Raw genomic sequence first — 25,129 nt, 5'->3', positions numbered from 1 at the left:
AGAATGTAAAATCGGCTCGTTCACATGCTATCAGCTCTGCAGGGCATGAATCAAAGTCGCTTTTTGACTTTGAGTGAATGACCGAAGAGATGTCGTCTCGTCCACATGCGAAAGGCATAAAAAGAGGTCTTGAAAATCCGTAGATTCTCAAGACCTTAGGATTCAAAGAGAAGCCTATTCTTCTTCTTTTAGTTGCTCATCTAACGCATCTGCAAATAAGCCATATACATAGCGCTCTGGGTCAAATGGTTGTAAATCGTCCATCTTCTCACCCAGCCCTACGAATTTTACTGGAATATGCAGTTTATTACGAATGGCAATTACGATACCACCTTTAGCTGTACCATCTAATTTTGTTAAGACAATTCCTGTAACATTCGTTGCTTCTTTAAATGTTTGCGCTTGAATTAATGCATTTTGTCCTGTTGTTGCATCAAGTGCTAACAACACTTCATGCGGTGCATTTGGTACTTCACGTGAGATGACGCGATGTACTTTTTCAAGTTCCTTCATTAAGTTTACTTTATTTTGTAAACGACCTGCTGTATCGCAAATTAATACGTCCACACCGCGGTTCTTCGCTGCATGTACAGCATCGTACATAACAGCAGCTGGATCTGAACCTTCCGATTGCTTAATCACTTCAACACCGACACGATCGCCCCATACTTGTAATTGGTCAATTGCACCTGCACGGAATGTATCACCAGCAGCTAACATAACTGAACGTCCTTCTGATTTTAAACGGTGTGCTAATTTACCGATTGTTGTTGTTTTACCAACACCATTTACACCTACGAATAAAATCACCGTTAATTCGCCTTTAGGTTGTAAATTCAATTCAATATGGTCGTCTCCTGCTTTTTCATAAATCTCTACTAATTTTTCAGAGATTAATGCTTGGATCCCATCTGTTGATTTGATATTTTTCTTCTGTACTTCATAGCGTAGAATTTCTGTTAATTCCATAACCGTTTCAAAACCAACGTCGGCTTGTAAAAGTACTTCTTCTAATTCTTCAAAGAAATCTTCGTCTACCGTACGATAACGTGCAACTAAGTCATTTACTTTTGATGTAAATGAGTCGCGTGTTTTCGTTAATCCTGATTTGAACTTTTCAGTAATTGAGAAAGCTGAACGGAACCAACCTTTTGATTCTTTTTCTGCCTCTGGTTCGTCTTTTACTTCTTCAACAATGGCAACTTCTTGTTTTTCTTCTTGTACAGTTTCAACCGTTTCTTCTTCAACAGGTTTTGTTGTTTCTTCAACGACTTCCTGCTCTTTTACTTCTTCTACAGCAGGTAATTCCGCTTGAACTGGCTCTTCTGTTTCAACAACTTCTTCTACCTGTTGTTCTGGTTCTTTCACTTCTTCTTTTGATGGTCCACCCATCAATTTTTCTTTCATACGCTTTAAAAAGCTCATGTTTTATTCGCTCCTTTAGGACACTGTTTCTTGTTCTAACTTAACGGATACTAACTTAGATACACCTTGTTCTTGCATCGTAATACCATATAAGACATCCGCGCCTTCCATTGTTACCTTTTTATGGGTAATCACAATGAATTGTGTATCTTCACTGAATTTTTTCAAATATTGACTATAGCGCGATACATTCGCTTCATCTAACGCTGCCTCTACTTCATCTAAAATACAGAATGGAACGGGGCGTGTGCGCAAGATGGCAAATAATAGAGCGATCGCTGTTAATGCACGTTCGCCACCTGAAAGTAAACCTAGATTTTGCAGTTTTTTCCCTGGTGGTTGTGCAACAATCTCAATACCTGATGTTAATAATTGATTGGGTTCTAGCAAAATTAAATCTGCTTTACCTCCGCCAAATAATTCTTTGAACACTTCCTGGAAGTGTATGCGAATTTGTTTAAATGTTGTTCCAAAGCGCGTCGTCATCTCTTCATCCATCTCACGAATTGCTTCATACAATGTGTCTTTCGCTTCGAGTAAATCATTACGCTGTGATGTTAAAAATTCATGACGCTCTGCAACAGCCTCGTATTCTTCAATCGCAGAAATATTGACATCTCCTAGCTCCTTAATAGATTGAGATAGCATATTTACTTTACGTTTCGCTACTTCTAAATCCACTTCTAATGCAGGTTCTAGTTGCGCTTCTTCAAACGTTAAATCATAGTTTTGTTGTAATTGTTCAACAGCGTTTGCGCGCTTTACTTCTAGTTTTCCAAGTTGAATTTTCACTTGGTTTTGTTCATTGACAAATTGTTGGTGAATTCGCTGCATCTCTTTTAATGTAGTCGTTTCTTCATCAACGCGTTGCTGTAAGTTAGCACGTTTTTCAACGGATTGTTCAATCGCTGTTTCGAGTTGTTGCTTACGTTTTAATTGTTTTGCAATCTCTTGTTCGAACTGTTCTTCAGAAAGCCCATTAGTTGCATCACCTTTTGTAACAAATTCGATTTCACGTCGAATTTTAGATACTTCTTCGGCTGCTTCATTAAAGTAACTTCTTGTTTCTTCTGTAGAAGTTTGAATACTTTCGAATTTACCCATTGCTTGTGCATGGTCTTCACGCTGATTCGCTAATTCATTTAATAATGTATCACGCGCTGTTTTCATTTGAACTTTCAATTCGTTCAAACGCTCAATTTCTTGTTCTAAGTGTTGAATTTCTTTCGCTGTTTGATCGAGTTGTTGTACTAAAGCTTCTTGCTTTGTTACAAGCATCGCATGGCGTGACGTTGTATCTTGTTGTTCAGAACCATAAATAGATAGGCTTTGTTGTAACATCTTCTCTTGCGTCACAGTCGCCTGATACGTAGCTTCTAATTCATTCTCTTGAACACGTAATTGCTCACCATGATCACGTTGTACATCGAGTAATGTCGCGGCAGCTTGTGCTTTTTGTTGCCATTCAGCCACAACCTTTTCAGCTTGCTGAATTGTTGCTTCCATCTCGACTAAATTAGCTTGTAATGTTTCCAGTTCTGCTTTACGACTGAATACGGTATTTTGTTGCTTATTCGCACCGCCACCAGACATCGAACCACCCGCGTTCACAACATCACCATCTAATGTGACAACACGATAGCGATATTGTAAGAACTTCGCAATTTGCGTTGCACCATCTAAGTCTTTTACAACTAGAATATGCCCTAATAAGTTTTCTGCAATACTGCGATAACGTTCATCAACTTGAACGAGTTCATCGGCTGTTTGAATAAATGAAGGGTGATCAAGGATTGGTTGTAGCGCTGCTTTTGATAGCTTACGCGATTTCATAATATTCATCGGTAAGAATGTCGCACGTCCTGCACGCACTTGTTTTAAATAACGAATGGCTCTTTTTGCATCTTCATCTGTTGCCGTTACAATATGCTGCATCGCTGCCCCAAGCGCTGTTTCAATCGCTTGTGTATAAGCTCCTTTTGCGTGAATCAATTCAGCAACTGCACCTTGTACACCTTGTAATTGGTTTTGTTCACGCGCCTTTAATACAGCTTTAACCCCTTGATAAAATCCAGCAAAATCAGCCTCTAGTTCAGCTAATGTATCACGTCTTGAACGTAATTGTTGTACGTGATTATAACCTTCATAAAGCATTTTTTGCTTTTCAGCTAATTGAGTATTCGCTTTTTGTAATTCGGCTTGTGTCGCTTCATAGTCTTTTAAATGCTCTGCAATTTCTAATCGAATTGCATCTAACTTCGGCTCTACTTCTGCTAACGTTGCTTGTGCTTGTTGCAACTCAGTTGTTAATTCACTTGATTTTGATGTGATTTTTTCATCGGACTGACGCTGTTGTTGAATTTGTTGCTCGATACTTTTCAGTTCATTATTCGTTGCCGCTTGTTCATTTAAACGTTCGATATATGTACTTTTTTGATCTTCAATTTCTGCATCTAATTCATCTGTTGAGCGATTTAAATCCGTTTCTAATTGTTTCACATGTTTTCGTAACTTGTGGACATGATTTTGCGCTTCTTTTAAAGCATGCTCTTTTTCAATAAGCGACTTCTGCCACTGATCTCTTTTAGACTGTGCTTGTTTTAAAGATTCTTTTAGCTTACTTAATTGCGCAGAAGCATTTTTTTGCTTTTCTGCAAATAGATTTTGTTCGCCCTGTAGTCGTGCGTAGTTTTCACTCACTTCTACAACTGTTTTTTGATCTGCATCTAGTTTTTGACCAACTTGAAGTAACTCGTCTTTCATTGACGCAATATGCTGCTCCAACTTTTGAATTTCGACAAGTTTTTCTTGTTGCGACGTATTCCACTGATGTTGATCTTGTAATAACTTCTCAACAGTTTGGTCGATTTGTTCAATATCATGAATTAATACACCAATATCAAATTGGCGTAGTGTGTCCTTCATCTCTAAATAGTCTTTAGCAGTTGAAGCTTGTAATTGAAGTGGTTCAATTCGTTCATCTAATTCATGTAGAATATCGAGTACGCGATTCAAGTTATCATCTGTTTCAAACAATTTATGTTCTGCTTTTTTGCGGCGTTTTTTATACTTTAAAACACCTGCAGCCTCTTCAAAAATAGCGCGACGATCATCAGGCTTACTATTTAAAATTTCATCAACGCGACCTTGTGAAATAATCGAGAACGCTTCTTTACCTAAACCAGAATCTAAAAATAAATCTGTAATATCTTTTAGACGGCAAGTTTGTTTATTTAATAAATATTCACTTTCGCCTGAACGATAAACACGACGCGTTACACTAACTTCGTTATACGAAATTGGTAAACGCTCGTCTTCGTTATCAAGGATTAATGTAACTTCTGCAAAATTCAGTGCTTTTCGCGATTCACTTCCTGCGAAGATGATGTCTTCCATCTTGGCACCACGAAGTGATTTAGCTGATTGTTCACCTAATACCCAACGAATTGCATCGGTTACATTACTTTTTCCACTACCATTCGGACCAACTACCGCCGTCACACCTGGTACAAAATCAATCCCAATTCGTTCAGCAAATGACTTAAATCCAATCACTTCTAATCGTTTAAGATACACCGTAATTCACCTATCCTTTTGGGAACTGCTCTTTTAGCGCGCGCATCGCTGTTTGTGCGGCTTTTTGTTCAGCTTCCTTCTTCGATTTACCATTACCCTCTCCAAGCGTCTCACCGTTTAATGTAACGCGTGAAATGAACGTACGATTATGGGCTGGTCCTTGCTCTTTAATAATCTCATAAGTCAACACACCAGAATTCGCTTGTTGAATCATTTCTTGTAGCTGACTTTTAAAATCTACAACATGAGAAAATGTGCCGAGCTCAACTTTTGGGAAAACAACTTTTTCCAAAAATGCAACAACTGTTTCTAAACCTTGGTCTAAATAAAGTGCACCAATGAATGCCTCAAAACAATCGGCTAATAATGCCGGACGTTCACGACCACCTGTCAGTTCCTCACCTTTTCCTAAAAGGACATAATGACCAAAGGATAACTCATTTGCAAAAGTTACTAATGATGGCTCACAGACAATCGCAGCACGCAATTTCGTTAGTTCACCCTCTGTCATCTTAGGAAACATTAGGAATAAAAACTTAGAAACAGTTAGCTCTAATACAGCATCTCCTAAAAACTCTAATCTTTCATTATCTTCAAATCCTTTACGTCGATGTTCATTTACGTAAGAAGAATGTGTGAAAGCATTATATAGTAGGTTTTTATTGTGGAAACTGATTTTTAAATTCTTTTGTAATTCTTCAAACTTCTTTTTCGCATGCTCAGAAATCGCACTGTTTTTCTGAGATAATTCTTCTATTCTCATTTTATCAACCTCTTATTTTTTAGCTTTACGTACATAGTCAATTTTACTCGTTTATGCTCAATAGTGCAAAATTATTTAGCAATCTGCATAAAAAAGCCCCCATTTCAAGAAACGGGGACTTTATGATAAGTATACATACTTCTGAAGTATGTAAAATCGAATTAGCCAATTTTGCTTTCGATGAAGCTTACTGCTGATCCAACTGTAGAAATTTTTTCAGCATCCTCATCGTCGATTTGCATATCGAATTCTTCTTCAAGTTCCATTACTAGTTCAACAACATCTAGTGAGTCTGCACCTAGGTCCTCTTTGAAAGAAGCTTCTAATGTTACTTCGCTTTCGTCAACACCAAGACGGTCAACGACAACTTTTGTTACGCGTTCAAGTACTGTAGCCAAAATACTCACCTCCCCTCAATAAATTTGCATATTCGTCACAACTGGTATGACCACTTTTTGTAGTATACCTTACTCTATTGATTTTGAATATATTTTTTCGTGCATTTAATGCAAAAGTTACATTACCATACCACCATCGACATGTAAAGTTTGACCTGTCATATAGCTTGCTTCATCTGATGCAAGGAAGGCAACAACATTTGCAATTTCTTTTGCTTGCCCTAATTTTGCAAGTGGAATTTGTGTTAACATTGTTTCTTTTACATCTTCTGGTAGTACATCTGTCATTTCTGTCTCGATGAATCCTGGTGCTACTGCATTCACACGAATATGACGTGCTGCAAATTCTTTTGCAGTCGTTTTAGTTAAACCAATCACACCTGCTTTAGATGCTACATAGTTCGCTTGACCTGCATTACCAGCTACACCTACGATAGATGCAACGTTTACAATACTACCTGAGCGTTGTTTCATCATTTGACGACTTACTGCTTTTGTACATAAGAAGACTGATTTTAAGTTCGTATCAATTACTGCATCCCAATCTTCTTCTTTCATACGCATGATTAGATTATCACGTGTAATACCCGCATTATTCACTAGGATATCTACAGAGCCAAAAGCAGCCATTGTCGCATCAACTAAACCTTTTACTTCATCTGCATTGGCAACGTTTGCTTGATGTACGATTGCTTCGCCACCATTTGCAATAATTTCTGCTGCTACTGCTTCTGCTTTTTCTTTTGAACCGCTATAGTTTACAACTACTTTAGCGCCTTCTTGTGCTAATTTAAGTGCGATCTCGCGTCCGATTCCACGCGATGCCCCTGTTACGATTGCTGCTTGTCCATTAAACTTCACTTGTATTCCACTCCTTCGCTGCTTCTACAACTTGTTGTAATGATGCTTCATCAAATACACAGTATGTTGTTAATTTACGATCTACTTTTTTCACTAATCCACTTAATACTTTACCTGGACCACATTCAATGAATGTATCTACGCCTTCTGCTACTAGTTGACGTACTGTTTCTTCCCAACGAACAGGTGAGTATAGTTGTTCGACTAATAGTGAACGAATTTCTGTAGCATCCGTTACTGCTTTTGCTGTGACATTTGCAATTACAGGTGCTTTCGCATCATTCATCTGAATGTCTGCTAACATCTCTTGTAATTTCGAAGCAGCTGGACGCATTAATTCTGAATGGAACGGTCCACTCACAACCAATGGTAATACGCGACGCGCGCCTGCTTCTTTTGCTTTTTCACTTGCTACTTCTACTGCTTTCGCTGTACCTGAGATAACAATTTGTCCTGGGCAGTTCAAGTTTGCTAATTGTACAACTTCTCCCACTTCTTCTGAAGCAGCATCTGTTACAGCTTGTAATGCTTCTGCATCTAAACCAAGTACAGCTGCCATTGAACCTTGTCCTGCTGGAACTGCATCATTCATAAAAAGACCACGTTTATGTACGGCTACAACCGCATCTTCAAAACGCATAACACCTGAAGCAACAAGTGCAGCATATTCACCTAAACTGTGTCCCGCTGTGAAGTTTGGATGGATACCATGATCCATTAATTGCTGTGCAACCATGACACCTGTTGTTAATAAAGCTGGTTGCGCATGATATGTTAATGTTAATTCTTCTTGTGGTCCTTCTAACATTAATTTTGATAAGTCAAAACCTAATAATTGATCTGCTTCTGTGTAAAACGCTTTACTTGATGCATTCGCTTCGATTAATTCTGCACCCATTCCAACTGTTTGTGAACCTTGTCCTGGGAAAATAAACGCTACTTTTGTCATTATGCATTCTCCTTTGAAATCGTTTGGTCAATTGTTTGGCATACGCGGTGTTCGACCATAATATGCGTTTGACGAATCGCACTGTAGATGGCCTGTGCTTTCGATGAACCATGCGCCTTAATAACAGGTGCTTTTAAACCGAATAATGGTGCGCCACCATATTCTGAGTAGTCCATCTTTGTTTTTAAATTCTTTAAATTATTTTTCATCATCATAGCTGCTACTTTTGTTTTTGTCGATGATAAAAACTCTTCTTTTAACATCGCAAAAATATTTCCTGCAACACCTTCGATTGTTTTTAATACCATGTTGCCCGTGAAGCCATCTGTTACAACGACATCTGCTGCGTGGTTTAATAATTCACGTGCTTCCACATTGCCGATAAAGTTGATGTCATTTTGTTCTTTCAACAATTTGAACGCTTGTTTTGTTAAGTCGTTCCCTTTTTTATCTTCTGTACCGATATTTAATAGACCAACTGTTGGTTTTTCAATACCGCGTACTTGTTTTGCATAAATACTACCCATAATGGCATATTGTAAAATGTTTTCTGGTTTAGCATCGGCATTTGCACCTAAGTCGAGCATATCAAAACCTGCACCATCTAAAGTCGGTAATGTCGTTGCTAGCGCTGGACGGTCAATACCATCAATACGATGAACAATGAATAGCCCTGCTGCCATTAATGCACCTGTATTACCTGCTGATACACACGCATCTGCTTCGCCATCTGCTACAGCTTGTGCCATACGCACCATCGATGCATCTTTTTTACGACGAACTGCACGTACTGGTTCATCTGTTCCTTCAATTACTTCTGAACAATGAATGACTTGTACGCGTTCGTGTTGTTTTAAATAAGGTGCCATTTTCACTTCGTCACCATATAGTAAGAACTCTACATCTTTAAAATCTTCTACTGCCTGAAATACACCTTCAACGATTTCCTTTGGTGCATGGTCGCCACCCATTGCATCAATTGCTATTTTCATTCGTTTCCACCCTTACCTTTCGTACGGAACATTTCAAAATTCCCGATAAATACCGTTTTTCCTTCAACTGTTGATGTCACAGTTACATACGTGCGGTTCGTATCCGCATCCTGCTTTGTAACAACTGCTTTTGCTACAACACGGTTTCCAGCGTGTACAGGTTTTGTGTACGTTAAGTCTGATTTTACCGTTAAGGCTAAATCATCGTCAATGACAGCAACTGCTAGTGAGTTGGCTTGCGCAAAAAGATGGTGTCCCCTCGCAATACCATTTCGTTGAAAAACATGTTCTTCCTTTACATCAAAAATCGAAATCGCTCGGTCATCTAAATCAATATCAATAATCTCACCAATGACTTCATCAATCGGCAGTGTCTTGACTTCATTTTCAAAATTATGTGCTGCTACATCTTTAATCCGTTCGCGTAGCTCTGGGATGGATAATTCCATACGGTCCAAACGAATTGTCTGGACACTGACGTTAAATTTACTCGCCAATTGATCATCCGTAATGAATGGATTATCTTCAATGGTTTGCTTCAACAACTTTTGTCGCTCTTTTTTTGAATACTTCATTGTTTTTTCCGCCCCTTATTTTAGCACTTGGTACTAATATCAGTATATAAATATAAAAAAGAGAATGCAAGTGTTGTTTTTTAAACACCTAACATTCTCTCGCTTAATCAATTCGTTCGCCTTCTAAAATACCAGATGATTCAATCACACGACGTAATGGTGCATAAGCTTCTTCTTGCCAAAAAGCTTCAGAAGCTACAAAGTTTGTTGCATCTTGTCTTGCCGTTTCAAGCGCACGATAGTCATGTACTAAGTCTGCTACTTTGAATTCTGGTAAACCACTTTGTTTACGTCCGAAGAAATCCCCTGGTCCACGTAACTCTAAATCTTTCTCAGCTAATCTAAAACCATCTGTCACTTCAACCATGGAAATCATACGTTCTTTACCCTCTTCGCTTTTTGGATCAGCCAGTAAAATACAATAAGATTGATATTCTCCACGCCCTACACGTCCTCTCAACTGATGGAGTTGCGCTAAACCAAATCGTTCAGCATCATAAATGACCATAAATGTTGCGTTTGGAACATTCACACCAACTTCGACAACAGTTGTAGAAACTAATATATTAAGTTTACCTTCACTAAACTCACGCATCACAGCATCTTTTTCTTCTGATTTCAAACGCCCATGCATGAGCCCTACTTCGTATTGTCCATGGAATACCGTTGCAAGTTGTTGATAGACATCCACCGCATTTTGCACATCAAGCTTATCTGATTCTTCAATTAAAGGACAGATGACATATGCTTGTCTTCCCGCTCGTAATTCATGTGCCATCTTTTGTAGGACTTGATTAAATTGTTCATGCTTCACCCAATTGGTCTCAATTTGTTTTCGACCTGCTGGCAATTCATCAATAATCGATACATCCATCTCGCCAAAAGCAGTAATCGATAATGTACGTGGAATAGGTGTTGCTGTCATAAAGAGAACATCGGGATTATCACCCTTCTCTTTTAAAATGCGACGCTGTTCCACACCAAAACGATGCTGCTCATCTGTAATGACTAAGCCGAGACGATTAAAAATAACAGTTGGTTGAATTAACGCATGCGTTCCCATGAGAATGTCAATTTCTCCACTCTCTAAACGACTTAAAATCTCACGACGCGCTTTCGCCTTAGTAGAACCTGTCAATAATGCCAGTCTTACACCGAAAGGTTCAAGCCACATCGCTAAATTCTCTGCATGCTGTTCTGCCAAAATTTCAGTTGGAGCCATTAATGCACCCTGGAAACCTGCTGTAACAGCGGCATAGAGCATGGCTGCTGCTACGACTGTTTTACCCGAACCAACATCACCTTGAAGTAGACGATTCATTCGGTGAGGTGTACGTAAATCGGTACAAATCTCATTAACAACGCGTTTTTGCGCACCTGTTAATTCATATGGTAGTGAATCAAAAAATTCACGTAATTTTTCTACATCATATGCAATAGCAATACCTTTTTCGTCTTCTTTACGCGTTTTACGAAGTGCTTGAATTTTCAATTGAAAATGAAGTAATTCCTCGTAAACAAAACGTCGTCTCGCTTGTTTTGTATCTTGGAGTTGTTTTGGAAAGTGAATACCTTCGAGTGCTTGTTGAATTGTTTGTAAACGATACTGTTCTAGTAATTCAGTAGGTAGTGTTTCTTCTATATAACAGCCATATTGGTCGAGCGCCTGTCGCATGAAATGTCTAAATTTCGTCTGCGATAATTTGCCCTTCACACTATAAACAGGTTCAAAATCAGCTTGTTCATCTTTTGTACCGAATGTAATCTTCGTGCCATTAATCACTTGGCGACCTCGGTCCCATTTTCCCGTTACAGTGACCGTCATACCTGGCTCTAATTTGTTTTTCAAATAACCTTGATTAAAAAATACGACCTTAATTAAATGTCGACCTGCTAACATTTGTACTTGTAGCCGCGATTTTTTATGACCTAAAAATAAGACAGTTGGGACGCTTTCAATACGCCCCTCCACTGTTACACGTTCATTATGCGGTGTTTCTGCTAGGTCTTTTAATCGAAAATCTTCATGACGATAAGGGAATGTCCAAATTAAATCTTCAATCGTATGGACATTCATTTGTTCTAGTTGTTCAGCTACTGCCTTTCCGACACCATTCAATTCAGTAACTGATTGTGTTAATTCGTTAGCCACGACTCGCTGTTGCTGCTCCGAAAATACGTTTTTCTAACCATTTACCTGTTGGTGTCGCTGCTAATCCGCCCTGTGCTGTTTCACGTAAAGCGACAGGCATCGTTTGACCGATTTTATACATCGCATCAATCACTTCATCTGTTGGAATACGACTTTCAACACCTGCTAAAGCCATATCGGCTGCGACCATCGCATTCGCTGCACCCATCGCATTACGTTTAACACATGGTACTTCAACTAAACCTGCTACTGGGTCGCAAACAAGACCAAGCATATTTTTTAAAGAAATTGAAAATGCGTGTGCACATTGTTGTGGTGTACCGCCAGCCATTTCCGTAATTGCTGCTGCTGCCATCGCTGCCGCTGAACCTACTTCAGCCTGACAACCACCTGCTGCACCTGAGATCATCGCGTTATTTGCAACCACTTGACCGAATGCTCCTGCAGTAAATAAGAAGCGAATCATTTCTTCACGCGTTGGGTTTAATTTATTTTTTACCGCAAAAAGTGTACCTGGTACAACACCAGCTGATCCTGCTGTTGGTGTTGCACAAATTGTCCCCATTGCTGCGTTCACTTCATTTGTTGCAACCGCTTTACTCACTGCATCTAATAAAAAATCACCTGAAAGTGCTTTACCTGTCTTCATGTAATTTTGAATTAAGACCGCATCATTTCCTGTTAAGCCTGTTACAGATTGAACACCTTTTAGTCCCCGTTCAACTGCAGCTTCCATAACTTCTAAATTACGGCTCATTTGTTCCATGATTTCTTCACGTGTACGTTCTGAGACAATTATTTCTTGCTCGATCATAATTTCAGAAATCAATTTATTTTCTTTTTCTGCGCGCTCAACTAAATCACGCACATTACGAAATAGTACTTCCATTATGAACGCCTCCTAATTTTTAATTCTCGTCACTTTTGTGATGTTTGGTAATAGTTCAATTTCAGCTAATATTTCTGGTGATACATTTTGGTCTACTTCAATGACCATTAAAGCCATATTGCCACGCTCTTTACGAGATACTTCCATATGTCCAATATTAATCGCATATTTTGCTAAACATACTGCAACATTTGCTACTGTACCTGCTCGGTCTTCATGTACAACTAAAATTGCAGCCATCCCGCCTGACATGCGTAATGGGAAACCATTCAGTTCAGCAATCTCAATCGAACCGCCACCAATAGATACACCGACCATACTCATTTCTTTTTCACCATCACCAATTTCGATGCGTGCTGTATTGGGATGTTCCACACTGCCTGTTTCAGGAATAAATTCAAATGTTAAACCTAAGCGCTCAGCTTCTTCAAATGATGTTTTAATGCGCTCATCATATGTATCGTAGTCAAGCAAACCACCAATAATTGCAACATCTGTTCCATGTCCTTTGTATGTTTCAGCAAATGATCCATAAAGATGGATTTTTGCCCATGTTGGCTGTTTGCCAAATAAATCTCTTGCTACACGTCCTATGCGAGCTGCTCCTGCTGTGTGTGATGAGGACGGTCCAATCATAACGGGTCCGATTACGTCAAAAACCGATGTGAACTTCATAATTTTTCCTCCTTACATGTCTATTCTCTTACTCATATTACAACATATGCACTTAAAACCCAAACAATTTAGACAAATCCAGTCTTAAAAATCTGGTTTTTTCTATACTTTTCGCTATTATGTGCAGTTTTTTTACTTTTTCAGACTATTCAGTTATGTTTTTTAATTTTTAAATATCACTTATTTTTGCGAAGAATGAAGAATACAAAGGAGGAATCGCACAATTGCACGATTCCCCCTCTGATTTCGTTCATTTTATTCTACTGAGAAAATAAATGGATAAAGTGGTTGTTTTCCATCATGTACTTCCACTTCAACATCTTCATAATTTTCTTCAATGTATGAAACAACTGCTTCTAATTGTTCTTCATCTACATCTTCACCATGAATAACTGTAACGATTTCAGCATCTTCATCTACCATTGTATCAATGATATGTTGTGCTGCCTCTTGTAAAGAAGGTGTTGCTTTGACAATCTTACCTTCTTCCATAGCCATAAAGTCATCTTTATGAATTTCCACACCGTCAATTGATGTATCACGTACAGCAAATGTGATTTGACCTGTTTTTACTTCTTTCATTGCTTGAGACATTGTTTGTTGGTTATCTGCAACAGAAGCTTCTGGATTAAATGATAGTAACGCTGTTAATCCTTGTGGAATTGTTTTTGTTGGCACAACAGCAGCTTCAATCTCTAATAGCTCTGCCGCTTGTTCTGCTGCCATGACAATATTTTTATTGTTCGGTAAGATTAATACTTTTTCAGCACCAATCTCTTGAACTGCTTTTACAATATCTTCTGTTGAAGGATTCATCGTTTGTCCGCCTTCAATTACATAAGAAGCACCCATGCTTTCGAATAAAGCTTTAATTCCCTTACCCATCGCTACTGTTACAACAGCATAAGGTACTTTTTTAACGGCTTTATGTTCTTCGCCTACAATCGCTGTATGTTGTAAACGCATGTTATCTACTTTAATTTTCACAAGGCTACCGTATTGGTGACCATATGAAATGACTTCACCAGGTGTTTCAGAGTGAATGTGAATTTTCACAACTTCATCATCTGCAATCACAAGTAAAGAGTCTCCGAAGTGACTCATATCTTCTCGGAATTTTGCTTCATCAAATGGTTTTTTATCATCTTCAAAACGAACCATAAATTCAGTGCAATAGCCATAAACGATTTCAGATGTATCCATGAAATCTTGTGCTGTATGATGTTCTGCATTAATTAGGTCGTCCATTGACTTCATTTCTGTTTTAGCTGGTAGCGCTTCACCTTTTAAGCTTGCTAAAAAGCCTTCATAAACGAATAGAAGCCCTTGACCGCCACTATCAACTACGCCTACTTCTTTTAAAACAGGTAGTAATTCTGGTGTTTGATTTAAAGCATCCTGTGCAGCTACAACGATTTCTTCCATTAACTGAATTAAATCATCTGTTTGCTCAGCAGATTTGACTGCTTGTTCTGCTGCTAAGCGTGCTACCGTTAAAATTGTACCTTCTACCGGCTTCATAACAGCTTTATATGCTGTATCTACACCATGTTGGAATGCTTGTGCAAATTGCTTTGCATCTAAAACATCCTCTTGTTCTACTGCTTTACCGAATCCACGGAAAAGCTGAGATAAAATAACACCAGAGTTACCACGAGCGCCCATTAATAAGCCTTTTGATAATGCTTGTGCAGTTTTTCCAATACTTGCATTTACTTTTGCGGCTGTTTCTTTTGCACCAGATGTCATCGATAGGTTCATATTTGTACCTGTATCACCATCTGGTACTGGGAATACGTTTAGTGCATCTACATAGTCTGCATTTTGAGATAAGTGATGCGCACCCATTTGTACCATTTCCGCAAATTTTATTCCGTCTAATGACTTCATTTGAATAAGTTCCTCCTCTTACACGTTCGCTACACGAACACCTTGCACATAAATATTAACTGAGCTTACTGACATACCAATTGTTTGATCGAGCGTATATTTTACTTTTGATTGCACTTGATATGCGACCTCAGAGATTTTTGTTCCATAACTAACAATGACATACATATCTACGTGTAGTTCTTCTCCTGATTGACGCACAACTACACCTCTAGCAAAATTCTCTTTACGCAAGATATCTGTTAAGCCATCGCGTATTTGATGTTTACTAGCCATTCCTACAATTCCATAACACTCGATTGCTGCGCCGCCTGCAATTTGTGCCACAACGTCATTTGAAATCTCGATGTTACCGAATTCATTTTGTAATTCTACTGACATGATTTTGCCCCCTGAATTAAAAATTAACTAATGTCATTGTACCCTTTTTTTCAATCATTCAACAACTTCTAGACATACAGTGACTATTATACATCACTAAATACTATATATTAAGCTTATTCATACAGAACGTAAAGTAATTTCTAAAAAAACAAGACGTTCGTCACAATTTATGCTACAGAAAATGGATATTGCTTGGAAAAGGGAAGAAGTTTTGAATTTTTTTTAGGTGTAAAGGTTTTTTTCTTGAAAGGCTGCGAAAATCAGTTGCAATGTAATATCGTGTATGTTAAATTATTAAAGTATGTGAAATATCGAAGTGAAACATGAACTTTCAACTTCTTATAATAGGAGGGAAATAATATGCCAAAACAATGTGTAATTACTGGACGTAAAGCGCGTACTGGTAACAACCGTTCTCACGCTATGAACTCTAGCAAACGTACTTGGGGTGCTAACCTACAAAAAGTTCGTATCTTAGTTGATGGTAAACCGAAAAAAGTATGGGTTTCTGCTCGTGCTTTAAAATCTGGTAAAGTAGAACGCGTTTAATTCTATTTAAAAAAGGAAGTCACTCTGCTGAGCGACTTCCTTTTTTGTGATCTTTTTAAGCATCTTTACTTTGAATCATCAAACAAGTCCCTTTTGTGAACGTTGCTGTCGCAAAGTCTGCTAAAATTTCGTTACTTGTAAAACGACTTGAACCAATCGGGATATCTAAATCTGTCGTTTCATACTTTACACCACGTAAAGTCATTTTTTCAACTGCTTCTCCAAATGGATAGAAAGATAAATAATCATATGATGCATCTTTTGTAATTTGATGTGTACCTGCAAATAAAAACTGTAAACGATTCGTTTTATTCATAATATAAATCGGCGTTTGTGGAAATTGTTTTTGCATACGATATACTGTGTGTAGATTCGATTCATAATGATCTAAACGTCCACCTGTCACGCCTGTTACGTAAATACATGTTGGTGAAAATTCTAACGCTTTTAAGATGGCTAGTTCAGTATCTGTTTCATTCTTTTCAGCTTGAAAACCCTCTATCTCCTGAACACTCTCTTTTACAGTAAGCCACTCTTCTTTCGTCATCGAATCAAAATCCCCTACCGCTGCGTATGGCGTAATTCCTGCTTCTAATAAAGTGATGGCCCCATGGTCTGCACCGATGTATAATATATCTTCATGCGCAAAAAGGAAATCGTCTAAAACGATTTCCTCTGTTGGACCACCTGCTACAACGTAGGCAATGGTCATTTGATTGCGTCTTCTCCTGCTTTTAAAATTGATTGTAGCGCTGTTTGACGGTCTTCTTTACCGAAAATAGCCGAACCTGCTACAAAGATTGTTGCTCCCGCTTCTGCACATGGTACAATTGTTTCCGCAGTGATTCCACCATCAATTTCAATTTCTACATCTAAATTACGTTGTTTAATCATATATGATAATTCAGCAATTTTCGGAACAACTGAATCGATGAACTTTTGACCACCAAAACCTGGGTTTACAGTCATCAATAAAACAAGGTCAATATCTTCTAACACATGTTTAATTGTCTCAATTGGTGTATGTGGGTTTAAAACAACGCCTGGCTTTACGCCGTATGAACGAATTAATTGAATCGTACGGTGTAAATGACGACAAGCTTCTACGTGTACTGTAATATATTCTGCTCCTGCTTTTGCGAACTGCTCAATATATTGGTCTGGGTTCTCAATCATTAAATGTACATCTAATGGTAAGTTTGTATAAGGTTTGATTGCATCCATAACAAGCGAACCAAATGAAATATTCGGTACGAAATGTCCGTCCATTACATCAATGTGTAATAATGTTGCTCCTGCTGCTTCTACTTCTCTTACTTCTTCACCTAACTTCGCAAAGTCTGCTGCTAAAAGTGATGGGGCGATTTTAATCATCCTTAATACCTCGGCTTTCTATCGATAATTTCTTGTAAAAATTGAAGGTAATGCTCATAACGGCTTGCTTCAATTTCTCCAGATTCTACTGCGTCTTTTACAGCACATTTTGGTTCTTTTACGTGTAAACAACCTCTAAATTTACATGCTTTTGATGTACGTTGAATCTCTGGGAAGCATCCTGTTAATTCTTCCTTCTCAATTGTATCAAAATCGAATGAACTAAATCCAGGTGTATCTGCTACTAACCCACCAGCTACTTCAATTAACTCAACATGACGCGTTGTATGCTTACCACGTCCTAAGTGTTCTGAGATAATCCCTGTCTTTAAATCCAGCTCTGGCATAAGTGTATTTAATAACGTAGATTTTCCTACCCCCGATTGACCTGCTAAAACCGTTGTACGATTTGCTAGTAAAGGCGTAATCTTATCCAATAATGAAGAATCATCTTTAAATGTCGTCATCACATCATAACCAATGGCCTCATATTGTTTTTGATAACTTTGAATTGCAGCTACTTCATCTTCTTCTAATAAATCCATCTTTGTTAAAAGAATAACGGGTTGCACGTGGAAAGACTCAAGTACAACTAAAAAACGATCTAATAAAATCGTATTAAAATTAGGTTCTTTAACAGAAAAAACTAGAATTGCTTGATCGACATTTGAAATGGGCGGTCGTACAAGTTCATTTTTCCGTTCTTCAATTTCCATAATTGTCCCGTCATTGTTACCTTCTACTTTGTATGTGACGAAGTCTCCAACAAGAGGAGTAATTCCACGCTTACGAAATACACCACGTCCTCTTGTTTGAATGACTTGTCCATCATCATACACATAATAAAAACCACTAAGTGCTTTTCGAATTTGGCCTGTTGCCATACAGCACCTCCCTATTTTTTATACATCATCATATTCAATTGTTTCTTCATATTCAACTTCGCCGTCAATTAATACTTTATACGATGCATTTTTACCTTCTTCAATTTCAAGTGTAATGCGTTTTTCCATATCATCTTTAATACGGAATTCTTGCGCTACCTTATCTCCGTTATGTGTACGATCTTGTAAATAGATTTGAACGACTTGATAACTCGCTTCCTGTCCATTCTCATCTTCTTCAGGGTCAAAATCGAGGTCAAGTTTCTTCATGTAAAGTTTTACTGGTTTTTCTTTTTGACCTTTCGAAAGTACTACATTGATTGTTGAACCTACTTTTAACGTCGTACCCGCTTCAATATTTTGCGACATCACTTTTCCAGCTTCTAGATTTTCTGAATAATCTTCACCAGTGATTTTAATATTAAAGCCTGATGAATCTGCATAGGTTTTAAGTGCCGCTTCATCAAATCCAATGAGATTCGATACGACATTTTGTTTTTCACCTTGACTAATTGTTAAAACAACATTTGTTGCACTTGACACAATTTTTTTACCTGCTGCAGGTGTATGTTTAATAACGTCATCATACTCCTCTGTTGAATATGCTTTTTTAACCGTTACTTGTTTAAAGCCTTTTTTCTCTAGTAATGTTTTCACTTGATCTACATTTTTACCTGTATAATCTTGCATCGCTACTTTTTCTTTGCCCGAACTTACGATTAAATTAACCTCTGTGCCCTTTTTAAGCTTTGAACCTGCTTCTGGATCTGTTCCGACAATGTCCCCCTCTTTGACAGTATCAGAGGTTTGCGCTGTTTGTGTGCCAATTGTAAAACCAGCAGTTTGTAGTGAATCAATCGCTTCGTCTAATGTTGCATTTTGAACATCAGGTACTTCAACATTTTTACCTGTTATAATACTCGGATTCATGAATAAAACGAGTCCAATTGCAATAATAAGAGCCAAAATAGTTAATGTAACATACAAACCTTTTTTCTTTTTCTTCTTTTTCAGAGACACTTCTTGTGTTGGTTCAGGTGATACAGCGATTGTTTTTTCTAAATCTTCTTCTTGTGGAATAGGACGTTCTTTAATCGCAGGCATCGCTCGTGTTGCATCATGATCTTCTGGAATCATGAATTTTGGTTCGTGTATACGCTCAGGTGATAAAACTGTTTCTAAATCTTCGTGCATCTTTTCCACTGTAAAATAGCGATGTTGTGCATCTTTAGCTGTTGCTTTTAAAACAACATTCTCTAAACTTTGTGGGATCGTCGGTACAATCGCTCGTACAGACGGTGTTTCAGACTGTAGATGTTTGAGTGCAATTGATACGGCTGACTCACCAGAGAACGGTAATTCACCTGTTAATAATTCATACAATACAATACCGAGTGAATAAATATCAGACTTCTTTGTCGCAATACCACCACGCGCTTGTTCGGGTGATAAGTAATGTACAGTTCCTAAAACTGAATTTGTCTTTGTAAAGGATGTAGCAGTCAATGCCATCGCAATACCAAAGTCCGTAATCTTCACATTACCTTCTTCATCCATTAAAATATTTTGCGGTTTAATATCGCGATGAATGATTTGATTTTGATGCGCCATCGCAATTGCTGACGTCAATTGCTTCATAATTTCAACGCTGCGTGCTGGCTCTAACGGTGCATATTGCGTGATGTATTGCTTCAATGTCATTCCTTTAACATACTCCATCACAATATATTGAAGCCCCTCTTCTTCTCCTACATCATAAATACTAACAATATTTGGATGATTTAAGCTTGTAGCAGATAATGCTTCACGTTGAAAACGTCGATGTGCTTCTTCTTCATTACTAAAGTTATTATGTAGAATCTTAATTGCTACATCTCGATTTAAAATCATATCGTGTGCTAAATACACATTCGACATACCGCCGCCACCAATTACTTCTAAAAGTTTATAGCGACCATTAATTCTCTTACCTATCAGCAACTTCGGCACCTCCATCTCCTAGAGGCTGTGCAAGGATAACAGTAATATTATCTTCACCACCATGATCGTTTGCCAGCTGCACTAATTCTTTTCCTTTTTCGTCGATTGATTGCCAAGAGGTAATGACTTTATGTAATGCTTGCTGATTTACTTTATTCGTTAAGCCATCTGAACAAATGAGTAAATATTCGTTCGGCTTAAATGTATATTCATAAAAATCAGGTTCAATTACATCTTCTGTGCCTAATGATTTAATAATATAGTTCTTTTTCGGATGCGTTTCAGCTTCTTCTTCACTAATTTCACCACTATCAACTAAAACATTCACATACGAGTGATCTCGTGTAATCATTTCAATCGTTTCGTCATCAATATGATAGGCACGACTATCGCCAACATGACAAATAGACGCTTCATTTCCTACAATTACAGCAGCAATTAGCGTCGTTCCCATACCTGTACAATTTTCGTGTGTCATCGCATATTGATATACGTGACGGTTCAAATCAACAACTGTTTCAAAGAGCCAATCTTTACGATTTGCTGCGGTTGAAAATTCGTCGTCATCGACTTGTTCAAATCTTTCTTTAAAACCTTCTACAGTTAATGTACTGGCAACATCCCCAGCATTATGTCCACCCATGCCATCTGCTACGATGGCTAGGTGGATTTGATTATTGCTGCGGGAAATGACAGTTGCGCGATCTTCATTGACTGACCTTCTTTGCCCGATATCACTTTCAACGGTATACCTCACAACTTTCACCTCATTTAGTGTGCAGTTTCTTCTGTACGTTCTTGTGCACGTAATTGACCACAAGCAGCGGCAATGTCTGAACCTTGTTCACGACGAATTGTTACATTAATTCCACGATCTTTTAAGGCTTTTTCAAAAGCAAAAATACGGTTACGTGATGTACGGATATAATCACGTTCTGGTACATAGTTAATCGGAATTAAATTCACATGGCATTTTACATCTTGGATTAAGTCAGCTAATTCGTTCGCAATTTCAACTGAGTCGTTTTGTTCAGACATTAAACCATACTCAAAACTTACACGACGACCTGTTTTTTGCGTGTAATATTTTACAGCTTTAATCAGTTCATCTAATTTATAAGCTTTTGCGATTGGCATTAATTTTTGACGTGCTTCTTGGTTTGGTGCGTGCAATGAAACTGCAAAATTAATTTGTAATTCTTCATCTGCAAATTCATAAATTTTTGGTACGATTCCTGAAGTTGATACAGTGATGTGACGTGCACCAATATTTAATGATTGCTTATGGTTAATAACACGTAAGAACTGCATCATATTGTCGTAGTTATCAAATGGTTCACCAATCCCCATAATAACAATACTTGATACGCGTTCATCTACTTCGTCTAATTGACGTTGTACTTTAACAACTTGTTCGATAATCTCGCCTGCTAATAGATGACGTTTTAGCCCACCTAGTGTTGACGCACAGAATGTACAACCGATACGGCAACCTACTTGTGTAGTTACACAGATTGAATTTCCGTAATTATGGCGCATTAATACTGTTTCGATTGAATAACCATCTTGTAATTGGAATAGGAATTTAATCGTACCGTCTGTTGATTCTTGTTTTACTAATGTTGTTAATGTACTTAATTCAAAGTTCTCAGCTAATTTATCACGTAGACCTTTTGATAAATTCGACATCTCTTCAAACGTACCGACACGCTTTACGTATAACCAATCATAGATTTGTTTCGCGCGGAATGCTTTTTCACCATTGGCTTTTAACCAATCTTCTAATTGCTCTGGTAAAAGAGAATAGATCGATTCACGTAAGACTGGTTTTTCTTTTTTTACACGTTTTGTTTCTGTTACTGGTTTTAAATTTTCTTGTTCCACTGTTGGAATCTCCTAACGTTTTGGCTTAGAGGTATTATAACCTGTTCAGCACTTCATTTATGCTTTTTTCTCAAAGGCTGCTACAAAAAATCCATCGCTATTAAAATCTTGTGGGAATACTTGCATCATACCTGTTTCACGTAATTCCGTTAAGGCTTCTGGTGCATTTACTACCGGCGCAAGTACAAGGTCTGGATGCTTCTCTAAGAAAGCTTCTACCGTTCCATTGTTCTCTAGTTTGTCTATTGTACATGTACTATAGACCATCTTACCGCCCACTTTTAATAGTTCATATGCTGATTCTAATAAATCAAGTTGAATCACATGTAATGAAGCAAAATCCGCTTCACTTTTTGTATATTTAATATCTGGTTTGCGACGAATAACGCCTAAACCACTACATGGCGCATCGACTAAAATACGATCAAACGACTCTTTTTCAAAAGCTTCGGTCGCTTTTCGTCCATCCATTACTTGTGTTTGAATGATTGATAAACCAAGACGATCTGCATTTTGCTGAATTAACTTCATCTTATGCTGATGTAAATCCGTCGCAATGAGTTCACCTTCGTTATTCATCTTCTCTGCAATATGCGTTGTTTTCCCACCAGGAGCTGAACACATATCATATACACGCATGCCTGGTTCGACATCTAGTGCATATGCTGGAATCATCGAACTCTCATCTTGAATCGTAATGACACCATCTTTGAATGCTTGTGATTTTGCCGGTTGTCCCTCTACAATGTGTAAACATTCTGGAATAGTTTGACTACGGCGCACCGCATATTTTTCTTCCCATAATGTTTCAAGACCTTTTGTCGTGTCTGCTTTCGTTGCATTGACACGTACAGTTTGTAATGGCGGGAAGTTATTCTCGATTAATAAGTCTTCGGTCTTTTCTACACCGAATGCATCGATATAACGACGAACTAACCATTCTAGGTGGCTTGTTTCGATTGAAATACGTGTTGCCACATCTTCAATTTTTGTCGTATCTTGTACACCTTCACGTAAAATAGAGCGTAAAATACCATTCACTGTTGCACTGACACCGCGATGTCTCGCACGATGTTTAGCAATCTCAACCGCTTCATTTACAGCCGCATGGTCTGGAATTTTGTCTAAATACACAATTTGGTATAAAGAAAGACGTAATAACCAACGAACCCAGTCATCTAGTTTACCACGAACATACGGTTCAAGATAGTAATCAAGTGTCATTTTATATTGTAATGTACCGTAAGTTAGCTCGGTTAAAAGACCGCGATCTTTTGCATCAATTTTATATTTTTCAATTGTTTGGTGTAACAAAAGGTTACTATAGGCTTGATTTTGATCAACAGCGAGTAAGATTGTTAACGCTGCATCACGTACATTGCCATCCCAAATAGCTGGCTTACCTTTTTTTGCTTGTGCGCCTTTATTTCCGTTGGCTGCTTGACGTGCACGCTTTTTTTCTGTTTTTGCTTTACTCATTCAAAGTGATCCCCAATCTCCAATTTCGACCCTACACCATTTAAATAATTGACTGCTGGCATCGCTTTTTTTCCTGCTGGTTGTAATTCTAAAATATCGATTGCTTGTCCTTCACCTGTTGCCACCGTAAAGAATTTTTTCGATTTTGAAATGACCGTACCTGGTTTTTCATCCGTTGTTTGCTCTGAAGGCTTTGTTGCCCAAATTTTCACATTCTCACCGTTTAATGTTGTATAAGCAACCGGCCATGAGTTTAATCCACGTACTTGGTTGAAAATTGTACGCGCTGATTTTGTCCAGTCGATGCGCTCTTGTTCACGTGAGATATTTGAAGCAAACGTCACTTGTGACTCATCTTGCACAATACGTTCATTCGTACCTGCGATAATCGTTGGTAATGTTTCCTTTAATAAATCACGCCCAACGATACTTAATTCATCGAATAATTGCTCCGTTGTATGCGTATCGTGAATTGGAATGGCTTTTTGTGAAATGATATCACCTGCATCTAACTTTTCAGCCATATACATAATCGTTACGCCTGTTTCTTGTTCACCATCCAATACAGCTTGGTGAATGGGTGCGCCACCACGATATTTCGGTAATAATGAGGCATGGACATTAATACAACCAAGCTTCGGTGCATCAAGTAATGCTTTCGGTAAAATTTGGCCGAATGCAGCTGTTACAACTAAGTCTGCACCTAAGTCAATAATCTGTTGTAATTCTTCTGAACCACGTAATTTTTCTGGTTGAATAACCGGTAAACCAAGCTCAACTGCCGCTGCTTTTACAGGCGGTGGTGTTAACACCCGTTTACGACCAACAGGACGATCTGGTTGTGTGACAACTGCTTTAATGTCATAACCTTCTGCATGGAGCATCTGTAAAATTGGCACAGAAAATTGAGGTGTTCCCATAAATACAATCGATGTCATATTTATTCTTCCTCCTCTGCATAAAGTGCTTCAAGTTCTTCTTCCGTTAAGATGCGTGTAATTTTCGAATCGAATAGTACACCGTTTAAATGGTCAATCTCATGTTGTAAAACACGTGCATCATAGTCATATGCTTCGATTTCAAATAGATTACCATTGCGATCTTGCGCTTCTACACGAATACCGTTTGAACGTTCTACTTCGCCAAATAATCCTGGGAAGCTTAGGCATCCTTCTAAATCGACATTTGTATCAACTGAGTACTCGATAATTTCAGGATTGACGATTTCTAAAATCTCACGTTCTTCCCCAATTTCAAGTACAGCTGCTTTAATGCCTTCATTTACTTGTGGTGCGGCAATTCCTACACCATCTGAATCAACCATTGTCTCATACATATTATCTAAAAGCGTCGCTAATTTTTCATCAAATTGTGTTACTTCTTTTGCAGGTGTTGTTAAAACATCTGCTGGATTTTTAATAATTGGTAAAATAGCCATTGTTTCCTCTTT

General features: G+C 38.1%; 23 protein-coding genes. 1 reads left to right on the top strand and 22 read right to left on the bottom strand.

The window, feature by feature from the left end; genetic code table 11:
* Positions 1–174: 174 nt before the first annotated feature.
* The 13 genes from ftsY to QN089_RS03535 all read right to left on the bottom strand — a co-directional run bounded on the left by ftsY (position 175) and on the right by QN089_RS03535 (position 15,526).
* Entirely contained in the window at positions 175–1,425 is a 1,251-nt protein-coding gene (gene ftsY, locus QN089_RS03595; protein ID WP_285215981.1) for a signal recognition particle-docking protein FtsY, read from the bottom strand.
* A gap of 15 nt (positions 1,426–1,440) precedes the next feature.
* The gene (gene smc / locus QN089_RS03590; RefSeq protein ID WP_285215980.1) at positions 1,441–5,001 is read right to left on the bottom strand and encodes a chromosome segregation protein SMC; all 3,561 of its coding nucleotides are present in this window, start codon (positions 4,999–5,001) and stop codon (positions 1,441–1,443) included.
* A 10-nt stretch (positions 5,002–5,011) separates the two neighbouring features.
* Positions 5,012–5,764, bottom strand: coding sequence for a ribonuclease III (gene rnc / locus QN089_RS03585; protein WP_068454959.1), 753 nt, complete (start codon positions 5,762–5,764; stop codon positions 5,012–5,014).
* Positions 5,765–5,925: 161 nt separating this feature from the next.
* Positions 5,926–6,162: an acyl carrier protein gene (gene acpP / locus QN089_RS03580; protein WP_068454961.1), complete on the bottom strand. Its 237-nt coding sequence runs from the start codon at positions 6,160–6,162 to the stop codon at positions 5,926–5,928.
* Positions 6,163–6,279: 117 nt separating this feature from the next.
* Positions 6,280–7,023, bottom strand: coding sequence for a 3-oxoacyl-[acyl-carrier-protein] reductase (gene fabG, locus QN089_RS03575; RefSeq protein WP_285215979.1), 744 nt, complete (start codon positions 7,021–7,023; stop codon positions 6,280–6,282).
* The gene (fabD, locus tag QN089_RS03570; protein ID WP_068454967.1) at positions 7,013–7,972 is read right to left on the bottom strand and encodes an ACP S-malonyltransferase; all 960 of its coding nucleotides are present in this window, start codon (positions 7,970–7,972) and stop codon (positions 7,013–7,015) included. The genes fabG and fabD overlap by 11 nt, the downstream gene beginning before the upstream one ends.
* Positions 7,972–8,964, bottom strand: coding sequence for a phosphate acyltransferase PlsX (gene plsX, locus QN089_RS03565; RefSeq protein ID WP_068454970.1), 993 nt, complete (start codon positions 8,962–8,964; stop codon positions 7,972–7,974). Before plsX ends, fabD begins: the two co-directional genes overlap by 1 nt.
* A complete protein-coding gene (fapR, locus tag QN089_RS03560) occupies positions 8,961–9,539 on the bottom strand; it encodes a transcription factor FapR (RefSeq protein WP_285215978.1) in 579 nt (192 codons plus the stop codon). The genes plsX and fapR overlap by 4 nt, the downstream gene beginning before the upstream one ends.
* A gap of 103 nt (positions 9,540–9,642) precedes the next feature.
* Positions 9,643–11,691 carry an ATP-dependent DNA helicase RecG gene (recG, locus tag QN089_RS03555; protein ID WP_285215977.1) on the bottom strand — a complete coding sequence of 683 codons (2,049 nt, stop codon included), beginning with the start codon at positions 11,689–11,691 and terminating at the stop codon, positions 9,643–9,645.
* Positions 11,684–12,580 (bottom strand): L-serine ammonia-lyase, iron-sulfur-dependent, subunit alpha, encoded by an 897-nt coding sequence (sdaAA, locus tag QN089_RS03550; RefSeq protein WP_068454979.1) that lies wholly within the window; start codon positions 12,578–12,580, stop codon positions 11,684–11,686. The genes recG and sdaAA overlap by 8 nt, the downstream gene beginning before the upstream one ends.
* A 12-nt stretch (positions 12,581–12,592) precedes the next feature.
* Positions 12,593–13,255: an L-serine ammonia-lyase, iron-sulfur-dependent subunit beta gene (gene sdaAB / locus QN089_RS03545; RefSeq protein ID WP_068454981.1), complete on the bottom strand. Its 663-nt coding sequence runs from the start codon at positions 13,253–13,255 to the stop codon at positions 12,593–12,595.
* Between the two features lie 255 nt (positions 13,256–13,510).
* A complete protein-coding gene (locus QN089_RS03540) occupies positions 13,511–15,145 on the bottom strand; it encodes a DAK2 domain-containing protein (protein WP_087682435.1) in 1,635 nt (544 codons plus the stop codon).
* Positions 15,146–15,163: 18 nt separating this feature from the next.
* On the bottom strand, positions 15,164–15,526 hold the full coding sequence (locus QN089_RS03535; protein ID WP_068454983.1) for an Asp23/Gls24 family envelope stress response protein: 363 nt from the start codon (positions 15,524–15,526) through the stop codon (positions 15,164–15,166).
* A gap of 363 nt (positions 15,527–15,889) precedes the next feature.
* Between QN089_RS03535 and rpmB the strand changes: the two genes are divergently transcribed.
* A complete protein-coding gene (gene rpmB, locus QN089_RS03530) occupies positions 15,890–16,078 on the top strand; it encodes a 50S ribosomal protein L28 (protein WP_068454984.1) in 189 nt (62 codons plus the stop codon).
* Between the two features lie 55 nt (positions 16,079–16,133).
* On the opposite strand, the gene QN089_RS03525 is transcribed toward rpmB, so the two are convergent.
* Genes QN089_RS03525 through def form a run of 9 tightly spaced genes read right to left on the bottom strand, consistent with a single transcriptional unit; the run spans position 16,134 to position 25,117 of the window.
* Entirely contained in the window at positions 16,134–16,790 is a 657-nt protein-coding gene (locus QN089_RS03525; RefSeq protein ID WP_068454986.1) for a thiamine diphosphokinase, read from the bottom strand.
* The gene (rpe, locus tag QN089_RS03520; protein WP_068454988.1) at positions 16,787–17,452 is read right to left on the bottom strand and encodes a ribulose-phosphate 3-epimerase; all 666 of its coding nucleotides are present in this window, start codon (positions 17,450–17,452) and stop codon (positions 16,787–16,789) included. Before rpe ends, QN089_RS03525 begins: the two co-directional genes overlap by 4 nt.
* Before the next feature lie 2 nt (positions 17,453–17,454).
* On the bottom strand, positions 17,455–18,336 hold the full coding sequence (gene rsgA / locus QN089_RS03515) for a ribosome small subunit-dependent GTPase A (protein ID WP_285215976.1): 882 nt from the start codon (positions 18,334–18,336) through the stop codon (positions 17,455–17,457).
* A gap of 18 nt (positions 18,337–18,354) precedes the next feature.
* Positions 18,355–20,325 carry a Stk1 family PASTA domain-containing Ser/Thr kinase gene (pknB, locus tag QN089_RS03510; RefSeq protein ID WP_350310904.1) on the bottom strand — a complete coding sequence of 657 codons (1,971 nt, stop codon included), beginning with the start codon at positions 20,323–20,325 and terminating at the stop codon, positions 18,355–18,357.
* Positions 20,303–21,073 carry a Stp1/IreP family PP2C-type Ser/Thr phosphatase gene (locus QN089_RS03505; RefSeq protein WP_121175711.1) on the bottom strand — a complete coding sequence of 257 codons (771 nt, stop codon included), beginning with the start codon at positions 21,071–21,073 and terminating at the stop codon, positions 20,303–20,305. The genes pknB and QN089_RS03505 overlap by 23 nt, the downstream gene beginning before the upstream one ends.
* A gap of 14 nt (positions 21,074–21,087) precedes the next feature.
* Complete coding sequence (gene rlmN / locus QN089_RS03500; protein WP_285215974.1) at positions 21,088–22,200, bottom strand: dual-specificity RNA methyltransferase RlmN; 1,113 nt, start codon at positions 22,198–22,200, stop codon at positions 21,088–21,090.
* A gap of 57 nt (positions 22,201–22,257) precedes the next feature.
* A complete protein-coding gene (gene rsmB, locus QN089_RS03495; protein WP_285215973.1) occupies positions 22,258–23,679 on the bottom strand; it encodes a 16S rRNA (cytosine(967)-C(5))-methyltransferase RsmB in 1,422 nt (473 codons plus the stop codon).
* Positions 23,676–24,617 (bottom strand): methionyl-tRNA formyltransferase, encoded by a 942-nt coding sequence (gene fmt / locus QN089_RS03490; protein ID WP_285215972.1) that lies wholly within the window; start codon positions 24,615–24,617, stop codon positions 23,676–23,678. The genes rsmB and fmt overlap by 4 nt, the downstream gene beginning before the upstream one ends.
* A gap of 2 nt (positions 24,618–24,619) precedes the next feature.
* A complete protein-coding gene (gene def, locus QN089_RS03485) occupies positions 24,620–25,117 on the bottom strand; it encodes a peptide deformylase (RefSeq protein ID WP_285215971.1) in 498 nt (165 codons plus the stop codon).
* Positions 25,118–25,129 lie beyond the last annotated feature (12 nt).

Origin of the sequence: Kurthia sp. YJT4, assembly GCF_030219945.1 — a bacterium.
Taxonomy (GTDB): Bacteria; Bacillota; Bacilli; order Bacillales_A; family Planococcaceae; genus Kurthia; species Kurthia gibsonii.
This window is presented reverse-complemented; position numbering and strand designations above follow the sequence as displayed.